The sequence below is a fragment of the Bacillus sp. 522_BSPC genome, assembly GCF_001076885.1.
Classification (GTDB): domain Bacteria; phylum Bacillota; class Bacilli; order Bacillales; family Cytobacillaceae; genus Niallia; species Niallia hominis.
On the sequence record NZ_JVDT01000136.1, the window covers coordinates 25,328 to 44,265 of the forward strand.

19 protein-coding genes are annotated in these 18,938 nt (G+C 34.9%); 12 read left to right on the forward strand and 7 right to left on the reverse strand.

From position 1 onward, the window contains the following. The first annotated feature begins 88 nt into the window (after nucleotides 1-88). Together dapD and ADJ83_RS10640 are read left to right on the forward strand one after the other, a co-directional pair. On the forward strand, nucleotides 89-799 hold the full coding sequence (gene dapD, locus ADJ83_RS10635) for a 2,3,4,5-tetrahydropyridine-2,6-dicarboxylate N-acetyltransferase (RefSeq protein ID WP_031534191.1): 711 nt from the start codon (nucleotides 89-91) through the stop codon (nucleotides 797-799). Nucleotides 800-896: 97 nt separating this feature from the next. Continuing rightward, nucleotides 897-2,024, forward strand: coding sequence for an N-acetyldiaminopimelate deacetylase (locus ADJ83_RS10640; RefSeq protein ID WP_031534193.1), 1,128 nt, complete (start codon nucleotides 897-899; stop codon nucleotides 2,022-2,024). A gap of 80 nt (nucleotides 2,025-2,104) precedes the next feature. Here the strand turns inward: ADJ83_RS10640 and ADJ83_RS10645 are convergent, their stop codons facing one another. Further along, a complete protein-coding gene (locus ADJ83_RS10645; RefSeq protein WP_031534195.1) occupies nucleotides 2,105-2,956 on the reverse strand; it encodes a mechanosensitive ion channel family protein in 852 nt (283 codons plus the stop codon). Nucleotides 2,957-3,086: 130 nt separating this feature from the next. Here ADJ83_RS10645 and ADJ83_RS10650 point away from each other — a divergent pair, with 130 nt between their 5' ends. Together ADJ83_RS10650 and ADJ83_RS10655 are read left to right on the forward strand one after the other, a co-directional pair. Further along, nucleotides 3,087-3,542 carry a TlpA family protein disulfide reductase gene (locus ADJ83_RS10650; RefSeq protein ID WP_031534197.1) on the forward strand — a complete coding sequence of 152 codons (456 nt, stop codon included), beginning with the start codon at nucleotides 3,087-3,089 and terminating at the stop codon, nucleotides 3,540-3,542. A 228-nt stretch (nucleotides 3,543-3,770) separates the two neighbouring features. After that, nucleotides 3,771-4,430 carry a potassium channel family protein gene (locus tag ADJ83_RS10655; RefSeq protein ID WP_031534199.1) on the forward strand — a complete coding sequence of 220 codons (660 nt, stop codon included), beginning with the start codon at nucleotides 3,771-3,773 and terminating at the stop codon, nucleotides 4,428-4,430. 172 nt (nucleotides 4,431-4,602) lie between these two features. Here the strand turns inward: ADJ83_RS10655 and rnjA are convergent, their stop codons facing one another. From rnjA to def, 3 genes are all read right to left on the reverse strand, one after another. Further along, entirely contained in the window at nucleotides 4,603-6,270 is a 1,668-nt protein-coding gene (gene rnjA, locus ADJ83_RS10660) for a ribonuclease J1 (RefSeq protein WP_031534201.1), read from the reverse strand. Beyond that, the gene (locus tag ADJ83_RS10665; protein ID WP_031534203.1) at nucleotides 6,270-6,482 is read right to left on the reverse strand and encodes a DNA-dependent RNA polymerase subunit epsilon; all 213 of its coding nucleotides are present in this window, start codon (nucleotides 6,480-6,482) and stop codon (nucleotides 6,270-6,272) included. Before ADJ83_RS10665 ends, rnjA begins: the two co-directional genes overlap by 1 nt. An 816-nt stretch (nucleotides 6,483-7,298) precedes the next feature. Further along, on the reverse strand, nucleotides 7,299-7,853 hold the full coding sequence (def, locus tag ADJ83_RS10670) for a peptide deformylase (protein ID WP_031534205.1): 555 nt from the start codon (nucleotides 7,851-7,853) through the stop codon (nucleotides 7,299-7,301). 295 nt (nucleotides 7,854-8,148) lie between these two features. Here def and ADJ83_RS10675 point away from each other — a divergent pair, with 295 nt between their 5' ends. The 6 genes from ADJ83_RS10675 (at nucleotide 8,149) to ADJ83_RS10700 (ending at nucleotide 14,904) form a co-directional block, all read left to right on the forward strand. Further along, complete coding sequence (locus tag ADJ83_RS10675; RefSeq protein ID WP_031534207.1) at nucleotides 8,149-8,832, forward strand: YkyA family protein; 684 nt, start codon at nucleotides 8,149-8,151, stop codon at nucleotides 8,830-8,832. 728 nt (nucleotides 8,833-9,560) lie between these two features. Beyond that, nucleotides 9,561-10,676 (forward strand): pyruvate dehydrogenase (acetyl-transferring) E1 component subunit alpha, encoded by a 1,116-nt coding sequence (gene pdhA, locus ADJ83_RS10680; RefSeq protein ID WP_031534208.1) that lies wholly within the window; start codon nucleotides 9,561-9,563, stop codon nucleotides 10,674-10,676. Nucleotides 10,677-10,679: 3 nt separating this feature from the next. Then, nucleotides 10,680-11,657, forward strand: a complete 978-nt coding sequence (locus tag ADJ83_RS10685; RefSeq protein WP_031534209.1) for an alpha-ketoacid dehydrogenase subunit beta — start codon at nucleotides 10,680-10,682, stop codon at nucleotides 11,655-11,657. Between the two features lie 90 nt (nucleotides 11,658-11,747). Further along, nucleotides 11,748-13,028, forward strand: coding sequence for a dihydrolipoamide acetyltransferase family protein (locus ADJ83_RS10690; RefSeq protein ID WP_031534210.1), 1,281 nt, complete (start codon nucleotides 11,748-11,750; stop codon nucleotides 13,026-13,028). Between the two features lie 3 nt (nucleotides 13,029-13,031). Then, entirely contained in the window at nucleotides 13,032-14,441 is a 1,410-nt protein-coding gene (gene lpdA / locus ADJ83_RS10695; protein WP_031534213.1) for a dihydrolipoyl dehydrogenase, read from the forward strand. A 217-nt stretch (nucleotides 14,442-14,658) separates the two neighbouring features. After that, nucleotides 14,659-14,904: a hypothetical protein gene (locus ADJ83_RS10700; RefSeq protein WP_031534215.1), complete on the forward strand. Its 246-nt coding sequence runs from the start codon at nucleotides 14,659-14,661 to the stop codon at nucleotides 14,902-14,904. A 208-nt stretch (nucleotides 14,905-15,112) separates the two neighbouring features. On the opposite strand, the gene ADJ83_RS10705 is transcribed toward ADJ83_RS10700, so the two are convergent. Both ADJ83_RS10705 and ADJ83_RS10710 read right to left on the reverse strand, forming a co-directional pair. After that, nucleotides 15,113-15,448: a hypothetical protein gene (locus ADJ83_RS10705; protein ID WP_031534217.1), complete on the reverse strand. Its 336-nt coding sequence runs from the start codon at nucleotides 15,446-15,448 to the stop codon at nucleotides 15,113-15,115. 111 nt (nucleotides 15,449-15,559) lie between these two features. Next, nucleotides 15,560-17,029, reverse strand: coding sequence for an aminotransferase class I/II-fold pyridoxal phosphate-dependent enzyme (locus tag ADJ83_RS10710; protein ID WP_031534219.1), 1,470 nt, complete (start codon nucleotides 17,027-17,029; stop codon nucleotides 15,560-15,562). Nucleotides 17,030-17,408: 379 nt separating this feature from the next. Between ADJ83_RS10710 and ADJ83_RS10715 the strand changes: the two genes are divergently transcribed. Beyond that, complete coding sequence (locus ADJ83_RS10715; protein ID WP_031534221.1) at nucleotides 17,409-17,681, forward strand: UPF0223 family protein; 273 nt, start codon at nucleotides 17,409-17,411, stop codon at nucleotides 17,679-17,681. Nucleotides 17,682-17,840: 159 nt separating this feature from the next. Here the strand turns inward: ADJ83_RS10715 and ADJ83_RS10720 are convergent, their stop codons facing one another. Then, nucleotides 17,841-18,461 carry a DUF1054 domain-containing protein gene (locus ADJ83_RS10720; RefSeq protein WP_031534223.1) on the reverse strand — a complete coding sequence of 207 codons (621 nt, stop codon included), beginning with the start codon at nucleotides 18,459-18,461 and terminating at the stop codon, nucleotides 17,841-17,843. A gap of 260 nt (nucleotides 18,462-18,721) precedes the next feature. Between ADJ83_RS10720 and ADJ83_RS10725 the strand changes: the two genes are divergently transcribed. After that, nucleotides 18,722-18,916 (forward strand): hypothetical protein, encoded by a 195-nt coding sequence (locus tag ADJ83_RS10725; RefSeq protein ID WP_031534224.1) that lies wholly within the window; start codon nucleotides 18,722-18,724, stop codon nucleotides 18,914-18,916. Nucleotides 18,917-18,938: the final 22 nt, after the last annotated feature.

Consider the following 18,938-nt stretch of genomic DNA (forward strand, 5'->3'; position numbering starts at 1 on the left):
AAGTTAGTATTTATGGCTTGTTTTCATCACTTTTGTTTGGTAAAGTAATTTTTAGTATTGCATATATACATAATGGAGGTATTAGTTTATGAAAATGATGGATGCAAATGAAATTATTTCATTTATTCAAAATAGTACAAAATCTACACCGGTAAAGGTATACGTGAAAGGCGATTTATCTGCAGTTGATTTTGGTGAAAATGTTCAAACCTTTATCAGTGGAAATTCTGGTGTAGTTTTCGGAGAATGGGCTGATATTCAAAGTGTCATCGAAGGAAACCAGGACAAAGTTACAGATTATGTGATTGAAAATGATCGTAGAAACTCTGCAATTCCTTTACTAGACTTAAAAAATATTAAAGCGCGTATTGAGCCAGGTGCTATTATTCGTGATCAAGTGGATATTGGCGACAATGCAGTAATCATGATGGGTGCAGTTATAAATATTGGTGCTGCAATTGGCGAAGGTACAATGATTGATATGGGCGTTATTATGGGTGGACGTGCTACCGTAGGGAAGAACTGCCATATTGGTGCAGGTGCAGTATTAGCAGGTGTTATTGAGCCACCTTCTGCTAAACCAGTTATCATTGAAGATGATGTATTAGTGGGCGCAAATGCAGTTATCGTTGAAGGAGTTACAGTTGGTCAAGGATCTGTAGTAGCTGCAGGCTCTATTGTACTAGAAGATGTCCCAGCAAACACATTAGTTGCAGGAGCTCCTGCACGTGTAGTTAAAGAAATTGATGATAAAACTAAATCAAAAACGGAAATTATGCAAGAGCTACGTCAACTATAATTTTCAGTGTAAAGCGTGGAGAAGTTTCCACGCTTTTGTTTTAGAAATAGAGAAAAGGAAAGCATTCATCAGAAAATAGGAAGAGAAGGGGATTTATATGGGGAATACGATTGATTTAATCCAAATCCGCAGAGATTTGCATAAAATTCCAGAGCTTGGATTTAAGGAATTTAAAACACAACAATATTTACTCGGAAAAATTCAAAGCTTTTCAAATGAACGAGTAGAAATAAGAACATGGAAAACGGGGATTATTGTTAAGGTTCATGGACTTAACCCAACGAAAACGATTGGCTACCGAGCAGATATTGATGGATTGCCAATTGTTGAAGAAACGGAATTACCATTTCTATCTGAGCACCCTACAGAAATGCATGCTTGTGGACATGATTTTCATATGACCATTGCTTTAGGCTTACTTGCAAATATAATGGAAACTCCTATTAAAGATAATGTTGTGTTTATTTTTCAGCCTGCTGAAGAAGGACCAGGCGGAGCAAAGCCTATGCTTGAAAGTAAGGAGCTTAAAGAATGGATGCCTGATATTATCCTGGCTCTTCACGTAGCTCCTGAATATCCAGTAGGCACCATCGCAGTAAAGCCGGGCTTGCTATTTGCAAACACTTCTGAGCTTTTTATTGATTTAAAAGGGAAAGGCGGGCATGCAGCATACCCACATCTTACTAATGATATGGTAGTTGCAGCATGTAGTCTGGTTTCCCAGCTTCAGTCTGTTGTATCCAGGAATATTGATCCGCTCGATAGTGCTGTTGTGACCATCGGAAAAATCACAGGTGGAACTGTGCAAAATGTCATTGCTGAAAATGCAAGACTAGAAGGGACAATGCGAACCCTTTCAAGTGAGGCAATGGATAAAGTAAAGAAACGTGTCCAAGCTTTGGTGAATGGTATTGAAATTGGCTATGACTGTGAGAGTACGATTGATTTCGGTAGTGGTTATTATCAAGTCTATAATAATGAGCCATTAACAAGAGAGTTTATGGATTTTATTGAATACGAAACAGAAGCAAATGTGTTGGAATGCAAAGAAGCAATGACGGGCGAAGATTTTGGCTATATGTTAAAGGACATTCCAGGGTTTATGTTTTGGCTAGGTGTTGATTCTCCATATGGTTTACATCATAGCAAGCTTAATCCGAAAGAAGACGCATTACAAGTAGCTGTTAATGTTTTAACTGCGTATTTAATGAAAAAAGGAAATTAATTGTTCGGACGGTTGCTTATTTGTAAACAAAAAGCTTACTGCTTTATATTGGAATAATAGCAGTAAGCTTTTTTAAAGCATTAATTTTCTTTTTCAATCACTAGGGGTGCTTGTGGGAATTGAATCCCATTTTCATCAAGCGCGACTTTCGCTTCCTGTCTAATCAAGCGTTCCATTCCCCATTGCTCCATATTTTTTGTTTTTGCAATTATTCTTATTGTAATCGTATTTGCACCTAAATTTTGTATACCAATTAGATTTGGGCCATCTGTTATAGTGTCGTTTTCGTCTGCAATACGTTCACAAACTTGCTGTAGTATTTCTAATGTTCTCTGCAAATCATTGTTGACTGAAATATCTATATCCACTAGAGCTTGCATTTCTCCCCGGGAATGATTACTAAGCTGTGTAATTTCTCGATTCGGGATAAAGTGTAAAGTGCCATCTGCTGCTCGTATTTGGGTTGTTCTAAGGCCAACTTGTTCTACTGTGCCTGAAAATTCTCCAATCGTTATAAGTTCCCCAACATCTAATTGTTTTTCTAATAGGATAAAAAATCCTGACACTAGGTCACTAACAAGTCCTTGAGCTCCAAAGCCGACTGCTAATCCTATAATTCCTGCACCAGCCAATATTGCTGTAGCATCGATACCGAGCAATTGGAGTATGGTTATAATGAGAATGAAAAATAGTACATAGGTAATTAGGTTATTAATCAGGCTCTCCAGTGTAAAAGCTCTACCTCTAGAGATAGAGTTTTTTTGAATATAGGATTCGAATAATTTATTTATTAGCTGCTTAGCCATTTTTTTAATTAGAAGATAGCTAAGAAGGATAAGCAGTATTTTTATTGCTACAAGGGCAGTATTTAAGAAGAAGTCTCCCCAATGTATGGTTTGTATATAGGTTTTTAAATTGTTTAAATAGAACATTTAATGCTGTACTCCTTTTATAAAAATTAACTAGCCAAGTATTTTCTTTTTATTCCCTTATATGTATTTGATAAACTAGAGGTTATATTAATATTTTTTAGAGAGAAAAGGAAAGAGGGTAAATACTACTGTGAAAATAGGTGATCCACTTCCCGAATGGGGTGCTCCGACACTATGGATTAATGGAGAAACAAAAGGAATGGAGAAAGGTGGAAATAAAGTAACTTTAATTCACTTTTGGTCTATAAGCTGTTATTTTTGTAAAAGGGCTATGTCAGAACTAAACCAATACAGAGATTTTTATCAAGAAAATTTGACTGTTATCTCTGTACATTTTCCTCGTTCGGAACATGATTTGAACATAGAATTAGTGAAAAAAACGGTGGAGGAATATAAGATGACACAATCCATTTATGTAGATCATGAATTTCAGCTAGCCAAAGCATTTTCAAATGAATATGTGCCATCTTATTATTTATTTGATCAGGCTGGGAAATTACGATACTATCAGGCTGGCGGGATTAATTTGAAAATGTTAGATACCCGAATAAGTCGAGTATTAAATGGCCAATTAGACAGAACTTAGCGAATATAATTTGGCATCTGGAAAGTATATCAATACAGCTTCATTTAATGTTATAATAATGGCGTTTCATTAGATAACGGGAAACATCATTATTTAGGAGTTTTAACTGGTATTGATAAGATAGTTATGAATAGGTGTTGCTTCTCGCTTAAAATGAATGTTTATTATAGGAGATAATAATACTTGTGATGCGAGATAAAATTTATACGATAGTTGGAGGATTTAATAGTGAAAAGAGCATTTGCGGTAATTGGCCTAGGAAGATTTGGAGGCAGTATTTGTCGGGAATTAACGGAACTAGGTATGGATGTTATGGTAATTGATAAAAGTGAAGAAAAAGTAAATGAATATGCAAATCTAGTTTCACATGCAGTGGTCGGTAATGCAGTAGATGAAACGGTATTAAAGAGTCTTGGAATCCGTAATTTTGATCACGTTATAGTTGCGATAGGCGAGGATATACAAGCGAGTATTTTAACTACTTTAATGTTAAAGGAGCTAGGTGTTAAAAATATAACGGTAAAGGCTCAAAATGATTATCATGAGAAGGTGTTGAGTAAAATAGGAGCAGATGCAGTAGTTCATCCAGAAAGAGATATGGGGAAGAGGATTGCGCATAATATTGTTTCTAATAATGTCCTTGATTATTTGGAGCTTTCTGATGAACATAGTATTGTGGAAATTAAGGCTAGCCACAAATTAGATGGTCGTTCCATTATTGATTTAGATATTCGTGCGAGATATGGAATCACGATTGTTGCTATAAAAAGAGACAAGGAGATTATTGTTTCTCCTCAGGCATCAGAACCAATAAGAGAAAATGATATTTTGATTGTTATTGGTGCGGATTCAGATATTAATCGTTTTGAAAAAAAGGTAATGTCTTAATCATTAATAAGAAAAAGCGAGGACTCTTGCCTAAATACAGTACAAATGAAAGAAAGATATTGGGTTTATGGTGCTAGACTTATAATTATTTAGTTTTTTAAAAATACTTTCATAACCGAAAAAAAGGCGCTGTATGTTCAAGAATTGAACATACAGCGCCTTTTATATACCGTTATACTTCCATAATTATTGGAAGAATCATTGGTCTACGTTTTGTTTTTTCGTAAAGGAATGGAGAAATCGTATCAATAATTTCATTTTTGATTTCAGACCATTGTGTTGTTTTGCGTTCCATTACTTTATTTAGATGCTTGCTTATTAAGTTCTGTGCATCATTTATTAAATCGCCAGACTCGCGCATGTATACAAATCCTCTTGAAATAAGATCTGGTCCAGCTGCGATTCTAAAGTCTGTCATGTTAATGCTTACTACTACAACGACTAAGCCTTCTTCTGAAAGAATTCGGCGGTCGCGTAATACAATATTGCCTATATCTCCAATTCCGCTTCCGTCAATATAAACGTTTCCGGATGGGATTTTACCAGCAACTTGCGCTGTATCACTTGAAAGTGCCAATACTTCACCATTATCCATGATAAAGCAGTTCTCTTCCTTGACGCCACAGTCAACAGCAGTCTGCGCATGTGTTTTTTGCATTCTGAATTCTCCATGGATTGGCATAAAGAATTTAGGCTTAATTAGTCGTAGCATTAGCATTTGCTCCTGCTGTCCACCGTGACCGGAAGTATGAATATTGCTAAGTGGCCCAGAAATAACTTCAGCACCAGCTCTAAAAAGCATGTTTATTGTTTTATTAACGCTTAGTGTATTACCTGGTACAGGGTTAGATGAGAAAACAACTGTGTCACCAGGAATAATTTGGATTTGTCTATGTGTTCCATTTGCAATTCTTGAAAGAGCAGCCATAGGTTCGCCTTGACTTCCTGTACATAAAATCACAACTTGATTAGCCGGTAAACGATTAATTTGCTGAGGATCTACAAAGGTTTCTTTTGGAGCTTTTATAAACCCAAGCTCTAAGCCAATATTAATGGCAGCCTCCATGCTTCTTCCGAAAACAGCGATTTTACGACCGAATTCTACGGCAGCATCTGTTACTTGCTGTAAACGATAAATATTAGAAGCGAAAGTAGCGAAAATCAATCTACCATCTGCTTTAATAAATATGTCATGAATACTTTTGCCAACCTTTTTTTCGGACATTGTGAAATTAGGCACTTCACTATTTGTGCTGTCAGATAATAAACATAAAACGCCTTCTTTACCGATCTCAGCCATTTTTGTTAAGTTGGCAGGCTCCCCAACGGGCGTAAAATCGAATTTAAAATCTCCAGTGTGTACGATGTTTCCTGGTGGAGTTTTCACGACAATACCATAGGAATCAGGTATACTATGAGTTGTTCGAAAGAAGGAAACAGATGTTTTTCTAAATTTAATCACATCATCTTCTTGAATTTCACGCATCGTAGTTTGACGCAATAGTCCATGCTCTTCTAACTTATTACGAACAAGTGCTAATGCTAATTTTCCACCATATACAGGGATATTAACTTGTCTTAAAAGGTAAGGAATACCACCAATATGATCTTCGTGACCATGCGTGATAAATAAGCCTTTAATTTTGTCTACATTCTTCTCCAAGAAAGTATAATCGGGAATAACATAGTCAATTCCTAAAAGCTCGTCCTCCGGAAATTTAATACCAGCATCAATTAAAATAATTTCGTCTTGAAACTGGACACCATAAGTATTTTTACCGATTTCCCCTAGTCCACCGAGGGCAAATACAGCAGTTTGATCATTTTTTACAAATTTCATTATTCAATCTCCAATACTGTAAAGTCTTCGTTTTGTTGTTCATACTCTAAGAATGCACCTTCTACACGAGTTATAAACTCGATATTATATGGTTTTTCTGCCAATTTTGTTCTAACATCTCTTTCAGAAACACCTTTAACATATATTGTTCTTGTGTTTTCTCTTACTGGTACCTCTGTTTTTAAATCTTGAAAATATACTTTAAATATCATGGTAATTCGCTCCTTAATCATTTATATCTAAAATTATTATATAAAAAAATAACATGTTTTTCATGTTTTTTCTTTTAATAGCAATTATTATCAAAATCCATTGTTTGAAAGATAATCAACTTTATTATGTAAAATATTTTTAAATCTTTATAAAATAAAAGGTCAGACTCTTCCCACTAAGCTTGGTTTATATAGTGGTATAATAACCACTATATTTAACAAAGCGTGGCATAGGTCGGACCATAAGAATACCCTTCAATTTTTTTAAGCTATTGTTTTTTTACGCAGTAAATCTTTCCACTGTTTTAAGAGCTTTTTTCTTAGCTTCTTTAACATAGTGGATCATCTCCTTAATTCTATTTTAAACCATTCTTGTACAAAGTAAAGTCATCTTCACATTTTATATTTTCTTTTTGTAAAAAAATAGTTTTTTGAGATGTTGTTTTTTTTCCGATTCTTTCTTTTTTTTAAACTGAAGGTGATTTTACATGTGTTAAATCACATCGAATGGTTCGTTCATTTAATAGGCTTTTTTATATATGATAACAACAATCTTATTAAAAACAGCCTTTTATAGTAATAGTATATGAAATTTATTGCAGGATTCTCATGGTTAATGTTGGTAATTGTAAAATAGGCTTTTATTTCGTAATAATTAACTTTATATGAAAGCGAATGGGTCCCCTCTAATGGAAGAGGGGAAGCAAGAAGATTGATTTTTTTCTATTGTAATTGTTTAGGAGTGGAAGGGAGAAGAAGGCTCGAAGAAATTTATTAAATGATCGAACCAGGAGGAAAGAAGGAATGTTCTTAACTCTATCTTTCCACAGGAATTGCATTTTCAATAGGAAGAAAAGGATCATTTTCATTAATGTAATCATAGAACATGACACCATTTAAATGATCAATTTCGTGTTGGAATACAATAGCTGGTAAGCCCTTTAGTCGTAGCTTTACTTCCTTGCCATCTAAATCAATAGCTTTTAATGTGATTCTTGCATATCTTGGCACAAATCCTGGGATGGCTTCGTCTACAGATAGGCAACCTTCTCCTGTAGTTAAATAGGCTTTTTCAACCGAATGGCTAATGATTTTTGGATTGAAAAGGGCGTAGCTATATTGCTTGCCATTTTCATCTTTAACATGAACAGCAATCATTCGTTTGGAAACATTTATTTGTGGTGCAGCTAATCCAACACCGCCTCTTAAACCATATTTTTCCGCTAATTCAGGGTCTTGACTATTTATTACATATTCAAGTAAGCTTTTTAAAATTTCTTTATCTTCTTGACTTGGTGGCATTGTAACTTCTGCTGCTACTCTTCTTAATGTTGGATGACCATCCCGAATAATATCTGCCATTGTTATCATCATAATCACTTCCTTGTTCTATCTATAAAGTAGTCTAACAGAGAAAGAATGAAAAGTTAATACAAGAGAATAGTACTTTATGCAATAAGATAATCATATATACCCATAATATATTATAGGACAGGCTAATATGTTTAATATATAAACCGTTTCATTTTACTTAAATTGAATAACACTATATTATGACGGAATTAAAAAGGGTTAGTAATAAGGCAAAGGGAGTAATAATAAGCCAACCGTTATTGTAAAAATACAGAAGAATCGATATAGTAATAAGAAAGTGAGGAGGAAACAGATGAAACGAAGTATGCTATTGTTTAGTACAATCTTGCTATTTGCAATGATTGCTGCTGGATGTAATTTTCAGTCTCCAAGTGAGAAAATGTATGAAAAACTAGAAGAAGTGGTTGAAATTGAAATTGGCTTTGAAGAGCAGCAAGAGCCTCTTGTGACTTTAGAGAAGAAAGAACAAGACATCTATTCCGAAATAATTAGTCTTGGCTTAGAAGATATGGATGAAATCACAAAATTATCAGATGAGGCCATAGAATCTATTGCCAAGAGAAAAGAATATATGGATAAAGAAGCAGAAAGCATTAAACAGTCGCAAGAAAAGTTTGAGACAATTACAACTGATATAGAAGAACTAGAAGAAAAAGAAGATAAAGAGCTAAAAGAAAAAGCAGACGAACTTTATAAAACAATGATGGCCCGTTATGAAGAACATGATAAATTATACGCTAATTACATAGAAGGGCTTAACAGTGATAAAAAACTATATGAAATGTTTAAAGATGAAGATGTGAATATGGATGATTTAGAAAAGCAAGTAAAGAAAATAAATGAAACATATGAAAAAGTGTATGAAAATAATCAAACCTTTAATGAACTGACGAAAAAATATAATGAACTAAAAGTAGACTTCTATAATGAAGCAGGAATAAAAATTAAGATGAGTGATGAGAAGGAAGAGGAGTAAGTAGCTTTTTTATATTTTTTTATGTCTTCCAAGTTTTATTTTCATTTACCGCAGGAACAGAATCTGTCAAGGAGCAAGAAAATTGCTGAATTGGACAAACTGTTACTGTGGTTTTTTTATAGGGGAAAATAAATTTTTTTTGAAATACGTGGCTGTCTATAAGATGGACCAACATGGCACAATGGTGGAGGTGAGAATTAGCAAAAGTTTTACGGAAATTCCTGCGAATTAAAATACATTTAATGATAGAAACTGTTGTTACTGTACTTCTGTATTCTTTAATCGCAATAATGTGTTTATTCGACAAGGAGGAAAATTATTATAAAACAGTTGTAAATAGTGGTATCTGTATAATACAGATGTAGTTTTATAAATAATACAGTTGTATTAATTTTATGTAAAAAAATAATAAAAACTTAGAGCTTAAAGATTGACGGATAATATTTAAGTATATTAAACTTATAAATGTATTGAACAGTTGTATTAATATTTACATATTAATAATTGATACAGTCTATACGGAAACCGAATTAATTTATAAGACGTTTTTTCTTGCGTAATTTGTGGAAAACTGTTTTAGTATGGTTTTTTTTGTTACTTAAAGTGATATGCTGTAAGTAATAGAAAGCGTTACCCAACTGAATGTTTACCACATTCAAACACATTGTAAACATCTATTTGTTTTTACAGAAAAAAGTCTTTTAATATGAAAGGAAAGGGTGGCTTTAATGGCTTCTAAAACAAAGAAGGCACAATTTGATGTGCAAGCACAGCTTGAACAAGTGGCAAACCAATTTCAAACACTTCAGATTCTAAATGAAGAGGGCGAAGTTGTAAACGAATCTGCAATGCCTGATTTAAGTGATGAGCAATTACAAGAATTAATGACTCGTATGGTATATACACGTATTCTTGATCAACGCTCTATCTCATTAAACAGACAAGGTCGCCTAGGTTTCTATGCACCTACTGCAGGACAAGAGGCTTCTCAATTAGCTTCACAATTTGCATTAGAAAAAGAAGATTTTATTCTTCCAGGATATCGTGATGTTCCGCAAATTATTTGGCACGGGCTTCCTTTATCTCAAGCATTCTTATTCTCACGTGGTCACTTCCAAGGAAATCAAATTCCTGAAGGTGTAAACGTAATTTCTCCACAAATCATTATCGGTGCACAATACATCCAAACTGCTGGTGTAGCATTAGGAATGAAAAAACGTGGTGCTAAATCTGTTGCAATTACGTATACAGGTGATGGTGGTGCTTCACAAGGTGATTTCTATGAAGGAATTAACTTTGCTGGTGCATTCAAAGCTCCTGCAATTTTCGTTGTACAAAATAACCGTTTTGCAATTTCTACTCCAGTTGAGAAACAATCTGCTGCGAAAACAATTGCTCAAAAAGCAGTTGCTGCAGGGATCCCTGGAATTCAAGTAGATGGTATGGACGCTTTAGCAGTTTATGCTGCTGTTCGTGAAGCTCGTGAAAGAGCAATCAATGGTGAAGGTCCAACATTAATCGAAACTTTAACTTACCGTTATGGTCCACATACAATGGCTGGAGATGACCCAACTCGTTACCGTACAGCTGATCTTGACAGCGAGTGGGAAAAGAAAGACCCATTAGTGCGCTTCCGTAAATTCCTTGAAAACAAAGGCATTTGGAACGAAGAAAAAGAAAACGAAGTAATTGAGCGTGCTAAAGAAGAAATTAAAGAAGCAATCAAAATTGCTGACGAAGCTCCAAAACAAAAAGTAACTGACTTAATGAACATCATGTATGAAGAGCTACCAGTTAATCTTCAAGAACAATATGAAATTTATGCAGCAAAGGAGTCGAAGTAAGCCATGGCGCAAATGACAATGATTCAAGCAATCACTGATGCGTTACGCACAGAATTACGTAATGATCCAAATGTATTAGTATTTGGAGAAGACGTAGGTGTAAACGGCGGTGTATTCCGTGCGACAGAAGGTCTTCAAAAAGAATTCAGTGAAGATCGTGTATTTGATACTCCATTAGCTGAATCTGGAATTGGTGGTTTAGCAATCGGTTTAGGACTTCAAGGTTACCGTCCAGTACCTGAAATTCAATTCTTTGGTTTCGTATATGAAGTAATGGACAGTATTTCTGGACAAATGGCTCGTATGCGCTATCGTTCAGGTGGACGTTACAACGCACCTGTAACTATTCGTTCACCATTTGGTGGTGGGGTTCATACTCCTGAACTTCATGCGGACAGCTTAGAAGGATTAATGGCACAACAACCTGGTCTTAAAGTTGTTATCCCATCTACTCCTTATGACGCTAAAGGTTTGTTAATTTCTGCTATTCGCGATAACGATCCTGTTATCTTCTTAGAGCATATGAAATTATACCGTTCATTCCGTCAAGAAGTTCCAGAAGAAGAGTACACTATTCCTCTTGGAAAAGCGGATGTAAAGCGTGAAGGTAAAGACCTTTCTATCATTACTTATGGAGCGATGGTTCAAGAGTCTATTAAAGCAGCAGAAGAATTAGAAAAAGAAGGATATTCAGTGGAAGTAGTTGACTTACGTACTGTAAGCCCACTTGATATCGATACAATCATTGGATCTGTTGAAAAAACAGGTAGAGCAGTTGTTGTTCAAGAAGCACAAAAACAAGCTGGTATTGCGGCTAATGTTGTTGCTGAAATCAATGATCGTGCAATTCTAAGCTTAGAAGCTCCAGTTTTACGTGTAACTGCACCAGATACTGTATTTGCATTTACACAAGCTGAAACTGTATGGCTTCCAAACTTTAAAGATATTATTGAAACAGCTAAAAAAGTTCTAACTTTCTAATTAATACCGAATAATATTTACGCAACAATTAGAAGATAAGTTAGTTGAACGAAGAAAATTTTTTCATAAGATTATTAGGAGGTTGTCACATTGGCTTTTCAATTTAGATTGCCTGATATTGGTGAAGGTATTCACGAAGGCGAAATCGTAAAATGGTTTGTTAAACCAGGCGATAAAGTTCAAGAAGATGATGTATTATGTGAAGTGCAAAATGATAAAGCAGTAGTAGAAATACCTTCTCCTGTTGAAGGTACTGTAGAAGAAGTTAAGGTTGAAGAAGGAACAGTAGCAGTTGTAGGCGATATTTTAATTACATTTGATGCTCCTGGATATGAAAATCTTCAATTCAAAGGCGATCATGGTGATGAAGCTCCAGCTGATGCTGAAGAAGCAAAACCTGAGGCTGCTGAAGAAAGCAAAGCACAAGAAGCAGATGTTGATCCAAGCAGACGCATTATTGCAATGCCTTCTGTACGTAAATATGCTCGTGATAAAGGCGTAGAAATTCAAGCTGTTTCTGGTTCTGGTAAAAACGGACGTATTTCAAAAGAAGATATTGATGCTTACTTAAATGGTGGTGCAACACCTGCTAGCCAACCAGCTGCAGAAGCTGCTCCAGCTGAAACAGCAACGGAAGCTCCTAAGCCACTTGCTATTCCAGAAGGTGATTTCCCAGAAACTCGTGAGAAAATGAGTGGAATTAGAAAAGCGATTGCTAAAGCAATGGTAAACTCTAAGCATACTGCTCCTCACGTAACATTGATGGATGAAGTGGAAGTGTCTAAATTAGTTGCACATCGTAAGAAATATAAAGAAGTTGCTGCAGCAAAAGGTATTAAATTAACATTCTTACCTTATGTAGTAAAAGCTTTAACAAGTGCACTAAAAGAATTCCCTGCTTTAAACACATCATTAGATGATGCTACAAGCGAAATCGTTCATAAGCATTACTATAATATCGGTATTGCTGCTGATACAGAAAAAGGTTTATTAGTTCCTGTTGTTAAAAATGCTGATCGTAAAGGTATCTTTAACATCTCTAACGAAATTAATGAACTTGCTGTTAAAGCAAGAGACGGTAAATTAGCTCCAGCTGAAATGAAAGGTGCATCTTGCACAATTTCTAACATTGGTTCTGCTGGTGGACAATGGTTTACTCCAGTAATCAACCATCCTGAAGTTGCTATTTTAGGTATTGGTCGTATTGCTGAAAAAGCTATCGTTCAAGATGGAGAAATTGTTGCTGCTCCTGTATTAGCACTTTCTTTAAGCTTTGACCACAGAATGATCGACGGAGCTACTGCTCAAAATGCAATGAATCATATTAAGCGTTTATTGAACGATCCAGAACTATTGTTAATGGAGGCGTAAAACATGGTAGTTGGAGATTTTCCTATTGAAACAGATACTATAGTCATTGGTGCGGGTCCTGGTGGATATGTTGCAGCAATTCGCGCAGCACAATTAGGACAAAAAGTTACAATTGTTGAGAAAAACGTATTAGGTGGAGTTTGCTTAAACGTTGGATGTATTCCTTCTAAAGCTTTAATCTCTGCTGGACACCGTTATGAGCATGCTGCACATTCTGCAGACATGGGTATTACAACTGAAAATGTAAAAGTTGACTTCTCAAAAGTTCAAGCTTGGAAAGACAGTGTTGTTAAAAAACTTACTGGTGGAGTAGAAGGACTTTTAAAAGGGAACAAAATTGATATTGCATATGGGGAAGCATATTTCGTAGATGCTAACACATTAAAAGTAATGGATGAAAAATCATCTCAAACTTATACTTTTAAAAACGCAATTATCGCAACAGGATCTCGTCCAATCGAAATCCCTACTTTTAAATTCTCTAAGCGAGTTCTTGATTCAACTGGTGCTCTTGCACTTCAAGAAATTCCAGAGAAAATTGTTGTAATCGGTGGAGGATATGTTGGTACTGAATTAGGTGGAGCTTACGCTAACTTTGGTACTCAAGTGACTATCCTAGAAGGTGCTGATGAAATTCTTGGTGGTTTCGAGAAACAAATGTCTTCATTAGTTACTCGTAACTTAAAGAAAAAAGGTGCTGAAATCATCACTAAAGCAATGGCTAAAGGTGTAGAAGAAACGGACACTGGCGTTGTGGTTAAATATGAAGTTAAAGGCGAAGAAAAATCAGTTGAAGCTGATTATGTATTCGTAATGGTTGGTAGAAAACCTAATACAGACGAACTTGGATTAGAACAAGTTGGTATCGAATTAGGCGAACGCGGAATCATTAAGACAGATAAGCAATGCCGTACAACTGTAAGCAATATCTTTGCTATCGGTGATGTTGTTTCTGGTCCTCCATTAGCTCATAAAGCTTCTTATGAAGGTAAAATTGCTGCTGAAGTTATTGCTGGACATAATGCAGAAATCGACTATTTAGGAATTCCTGCAGTTGTATTCTCTGAGCCAGAATTAGCTACAGTTGGTCACACAGAAGCATCAGCTAAAGAAGCTGGTATCGAAGTGAAAGCTGCTAAATTCCCATTTGCAGCAAACGGACGTGCATTAGCACTTAATGATGCTGAAGGTTTCATGAAGCTTGTTACACGTAAAGAAGATGGTCTTGTAATCGGTGCTCAAATCGCTGGTCCAAGTGCATCTGATATGATCGCTGAATTAGGTTTAGCAATCGAAGCTGGTATGACAGCTGAAGATTTAGCTATGACTATCCATGCTCACCCAACTTTAGGTGAGGTAACAATGGAAGCAGCGGAAGTTGCAATTGGTAACCCAATTCATATCTTACGTTAATTGCTAAAAAAAGAAGTCCTCTTTATAAGAGGGCTTTTTTTTGACTTTTAAAAGGAAAGAAATCTATTAATTTTATCCATTTTTCATATAGTCAGCTTTATTCCGTCCAGCCATATTACTGTTTTTTTGAAGAAAATAATTATAAAATAAAACAAAAGATTGATACATATACTAGTATTAATTGTTAGGTTTTAGGAAGGAAGGGTGGTGGTTTTTCTTGAAGATTTATACGGCAATTTTATTTCAACTAATCATTTGGAGTGGCTTTTCGATCATAGAATGGTTATCAAGACATGATTTAATCCTCTATAAAGTGTTTATGTTTGGGGTGTTCTTTTATTTAGCGATTATTATAGGAAATACAATCATAAAATCAACAAGAAAAACGATGTTAGCCACGATGATTAGTTTATCTATTTACGGATCCTTCCATTTAATTATGACGATTATTTCTGTAGTCTAAATATAACATAACATACAATTAAAAAGGATTAGATAAGTGTTTTGCTCTGAATCATTTGGACTTGCTTTTTTGGATAAGAAGAAAGTAGAGAGGCAATCTCTGTTACCATATTCATTTCCTTATAAACAAAACAGTAATACAATACAAAAAATGCCCTTGGATAATCAAAGGCATTTTATTTAAATAGAATTAAAAACCATGCAACTATTTATTGTCTCCGCTTTGATGGTATTTTTCCAAAATAGCTTTTAAGAACAGTGAAGATCGATAGTATTAATAAGAAAAACATAAGAAAGCTAAACATAAATGAAACGGGATGAAAAATAGTTTTCGTTTGCATGGGAGATTCGAATGAAACTTCTAATGGATAGGCATTCGATGAGGCAGGCAACAGCTTTTGTTGTTCTGCAAATGGGATGGGACCACCAAAACGAAAGGATTGTGTTAATTGCGTCGGTTTTTGTACTATGTAATTTTTAAAGAGAAACGGGGTAGCAAGACTAATTAGTAAACTTATAATCGTCATAATCAAATATTTTTTCAAAAAGATAACTCCAATCTGTTCTTACCTATAGAAATAAATGTATAGCATTTTTTATATCCAAATAGAAGACAGGAATACCTTCATTTGGCATTCCTGTTACCTAAAGCACTATTATCTTATCGCGCGATGCTCTTTAATAACGCGAAGCTTTTTGAAATCGTAATCCTCAGGCCCCTGAACAGGCAATCCTGCTTCCATATTTCGTTTTATATAGGCAAGGTTATCTTCTGTAATAATTTCGCCAGGGATGAATATAGGGATTCCTGGCGGGTATACCATAATAAATTCCGCAATGACTCTTCCAACTGAATCATCAAAATTAATTAATTCTGTCTCAGAGTAGAAAGCATCTCTTGGTGTTAGCGCTAGTAGAGGGATGTTTGGCAGCATTACTCGTGCCTCCACTTTAGACGCTTTATCTTTTCTTTCTTCAGCAAGTGCTTTTAGGGCATCAATTAAAATATTGGCCTCTTTTTCTGAATCTCCAGGTGTAATAATGCACAGGATATTATACAAATCTGACATTTCCACTTCTATCCGATAATTTTTACGAAGCCACTCTTCCGTATCATGGCCTGTTATGCCAAGATCCTTCACGGAAATAATTAGTTTAGTCGGATCATAATCAAATGCAGAGTCTGACTCAAGAATCTCTTCTCCAACACAGTATAAGTGTTCAATGTCATTAATTTGTCTTCGAATGTATTGTGCAAGATTAATCGTTTTATCTATTAGTTGTTTTCCCTCTGTTGCAAGTCGCTTTCTCGCAACATCTAATGATGCTAGCAACAGATAGGATGTGCTAGTTGTTGTCAACATACTTAGAATGGACTGGACTCGCTTGTAGCTAATTAGGTCGCCTCTCATATTTAAAATCGAACTTTGTGTCATAGAACCACCAAGTTTATGTACACTTGTTGCTGCGATATCTGCACCTGCTTGCATTGCAGACATGGGCAGCGCCTCGTGAAAGTGAATATGAACTCCATGTGCTTCATCCACTAGAACAGGAATATTGTAGGAATGAGCTAAATCCACAATTGTTTTTAAATCAGCTGAAATGCCAAAATAAGTTGGATTAATAACAAGTAGTCCTTTCGCATCTGGATGAAGGTCTAAAGCATGCTGAACAGATTCAACCGTGATTCCGTGAGAAATACCAAGGTTTTTATCTACTTCTGGGTGGATAAAAATTGGAATAGCTCCGGCAAATATAATCGCAGACATAACAGATTTATGAACATTTCTTGGAACAATAATTTTATCTCCTGGGCCACAAACACTCATGATCATTGTCATGATAGCACCACTTGTGCCTTGAACGGAAAAGAAAGTATGATCTGCTCCAAACGCTTCAGCAGCAAGTTGCTGGGCGTGTTTAATCATCCCTTTTGGATAATGAAGATCATCAAGAGGACCAATATTAATAAGGTCTATCGAAAGGGCGTTTTCTCCGATAAAGTTTCTAAATTCTGGATCCATTCCATTCCCTTTTTTATGCCCAGGTATATGAAATTGTATAGGATCTTTTTTAACATGTTCCAATAATCCGTGGTATAACGGTGTTTCGTGTTGTGACAATTTATTACCACACCTCTTTATTAAGTATTTTTATGCAAACATTAGCGAACTTTATTGAAATTTCTTATGTACGTGCTAGAAATTTATTGTACCTATTTGTCGCCCTATTGTCTTTAATTTCGTTACTCTTAACAAGTTTTACCCTAATTTCAAATTATAAAAATCATAAAACAAAAGAATTATAGCATTTTTTATTTTCTTTGCATACAATTAGTTTTTACTATAGCAAAAAGAATTATTTTTTTACATGCCTTTTTGGGTGCATAAGCTTATAAAACAAAGGAAAAAGTTAGTATGAAGAAACAAGTTTTACTTTCTTGCTTACTTAAATTACAATAGATTTTATCTGAAAATACTTTAAATAATAGGATGTGGAAAAATGGATTATCAATACCCAATCGATATCGATTGGTCAACAGATGAAATCATTACGGTAGTTAAGTTTTTTGAATGTATTGAGAAAGCCTATGAAAAAGGTGTAGAAAAAGCTGAATTAATGGAACAATATCGAGCATTTAAAAAAATTGTCCCAGGGAAAGCGCAAGAAAAGAATGTCTGTGATGAATTTGAAGAAGTAAGTGGATATTCTACATATCGAACAATCAAAAAGGCGAAAGATGCTACAGAGAATAGCAGAATAAAGATGCCATAGGAAAAGGGTTATACATAAAAAGCATTCTAAGAGCAATCTTGCTAACTGTAAAGTCATGATGCTAATTAGGGTGCTTTTTTTTTCCGCATCTATTGAAGGCTAGTAGAGTGATTCTTAATAGACAAAAAAACTTGGTATACCCAAGTTTTTTTGTCCTCTTTAATACTCCATTGATAATTTATAAATTGGAAGTAATGTATCATATGTATGTTCAATTAAGGAGAGTAATGCTTCTCCATTTGAAAGAATCGGATTACCAACTGGGATTTGCTGACCAACTAAAAATTCAGCTTTTTTTACATCGCGGAACCTTGTTAAAGCTGCTTTTAAATCGGCTTCTTCTATTTTTATAGCCTCTTTTTTCATATGATCCATGGAAAGGAAATAATCTTTCGGCAGAGATGACTGTATTAGCTCGTAATTTTCTAAAAAGCCTTGTGCAATTTCTTTCTTTTTTGGAAGTTCGTATATATAAGCTAGCCATATAAAGAGATGGTCATCAAATAAGCCAACTTGGAAATGTGGATGTTGTTTATATCCACGCTTATTATTTGCAATCGCAAGCCATGTATCTTTTGGGGGATTCACGGTCCGTCTTGCGTGCTTGGCAATATGGAGGAACATTTCCATTCCGAGTTTACCTGAAAGTTCATCTGTAAGCTCTGCGCCAATTTCGAGGAATTTCGGCTGAATTCTCTCTTGAATTGCTTCCATTCTTGAATCCAGTCCTTCAATCTTAAATGTATCAAAATCTTTTTGTATAAAACCAGTGAACGACATTATTTCTTATCTCCTTTTGAGTTTATCTCTTATGTTTCCGGGTAAATAGTTTATATATAATCAAGTAAGCTATTTAGTTATTTTCTTGTATATTCATCTTTTGATATGCTTTTCGCCAATATTGTAGCATACATAAATAATATTATGAAGAAATTTGGATTGCACTAGGTTATCGCACAAAAAAGGAGCAAGCTAATTGGTTTTCACATAATATATATGAAATCACAGAAATGCAAGTCGATGAAAGGGGTGTACTGTCAGTGAAACAATTGATGAATTTAGCGAAGAAAATGGAAGTGGAAAAGGAAAAAAGGGCTGTTCTTCGTCTAGAAATGGATTATGAATTGGCTACCTTATTCGATGCAATCAATGAAAAAGATGAAAAACAAAAAAAATTAAGTAAGCAAAAACTAGAAAGAATCAGGCAGGAACTTCTAAGACTTAAAGCATTATAAGGAATATAATAGATAATCATGC

Bases quoted from the DNA above. Each gene is read 5' to 3' on its own strand.
- rnjA (WP_031534201.1), bottom strand. From the start codon at position 6,270: ATGAAATTTGTAAAAAATGATCAAACTGCTGTATTTGCCCTCGGTGGA.
- dapD (WP_031534191.1), top strand. From the start codon at position 89: ATGAAAATGATGGATGCAAATGAAATTATTTCATTTATTCAAAATAGT.
- def (WP_031534205.1), bottom strand. From the start codon at position 7,853: ATGATAACAATGGCAGATATTATTCGGGATGGTCATCCAACATTAAGA.
- ADJ83_RS10665 (WP_031534203.1), bottom strand. From the start codon at position 6,482: ATGATATTTAAAGTATATTTTCAAGATTTAAAAACAGAGGTACCAGTA.
- ADJ83_RS10675 (WP_031534207.1), top strand. From the start codon at position 8,149: ATGAAACGAAGTATGCTATTGTTTAGTACAATCTTGCTATTTGCAATG.
- ADJ83_RS10715 (WP_031534221.1), top strand. From the start codon at position 17,409: ATGGATTATCAATACCCAATCGATATCGATTGGTCAACAGATGAAATC.
- ADJ83_RS10645 (WP_031534195.1), bottom strand. From the start codon at position 2,956: ATGTTCTATTTAAACAATTTAAAAACCTATATACAAACCATACATTGG.
- ADJ83_RS10685 (WP_031534209.1), top strand. From the start codon at position 10,680: ATGGCGCAAATGACAATGATTCAAGCAATCACTGATGCGTTACGCACA.
- ADJ83_RS10720 (WP_031534223.1), bottom strand. From the start codon at position 18,461: ATGTCGTTCACTGGTTTTATACAAAAAGATTTTGATACATTTAAGATT.
- lpdA (WP_031534213.1), top strand. From the start codon at position 13,032: ATGGTAGTTGGAGATTTTCCTATTGAAACAGATACTATAGTCATTGGT.
- pdhA (WP_031534208.1), top strand. From the start codon at position 9,561: ATGGCTTCTAAAACAAAGAAGGCACAATTTGATGTGCAAGCACAGCTT.
- ADJ83_RS10640 (WP_031534193.1), top strand. From the start codon at position 897: ATGGGGAATACGATTGATTTAATCCAAATCCGCAGAGATTTGCATAAA.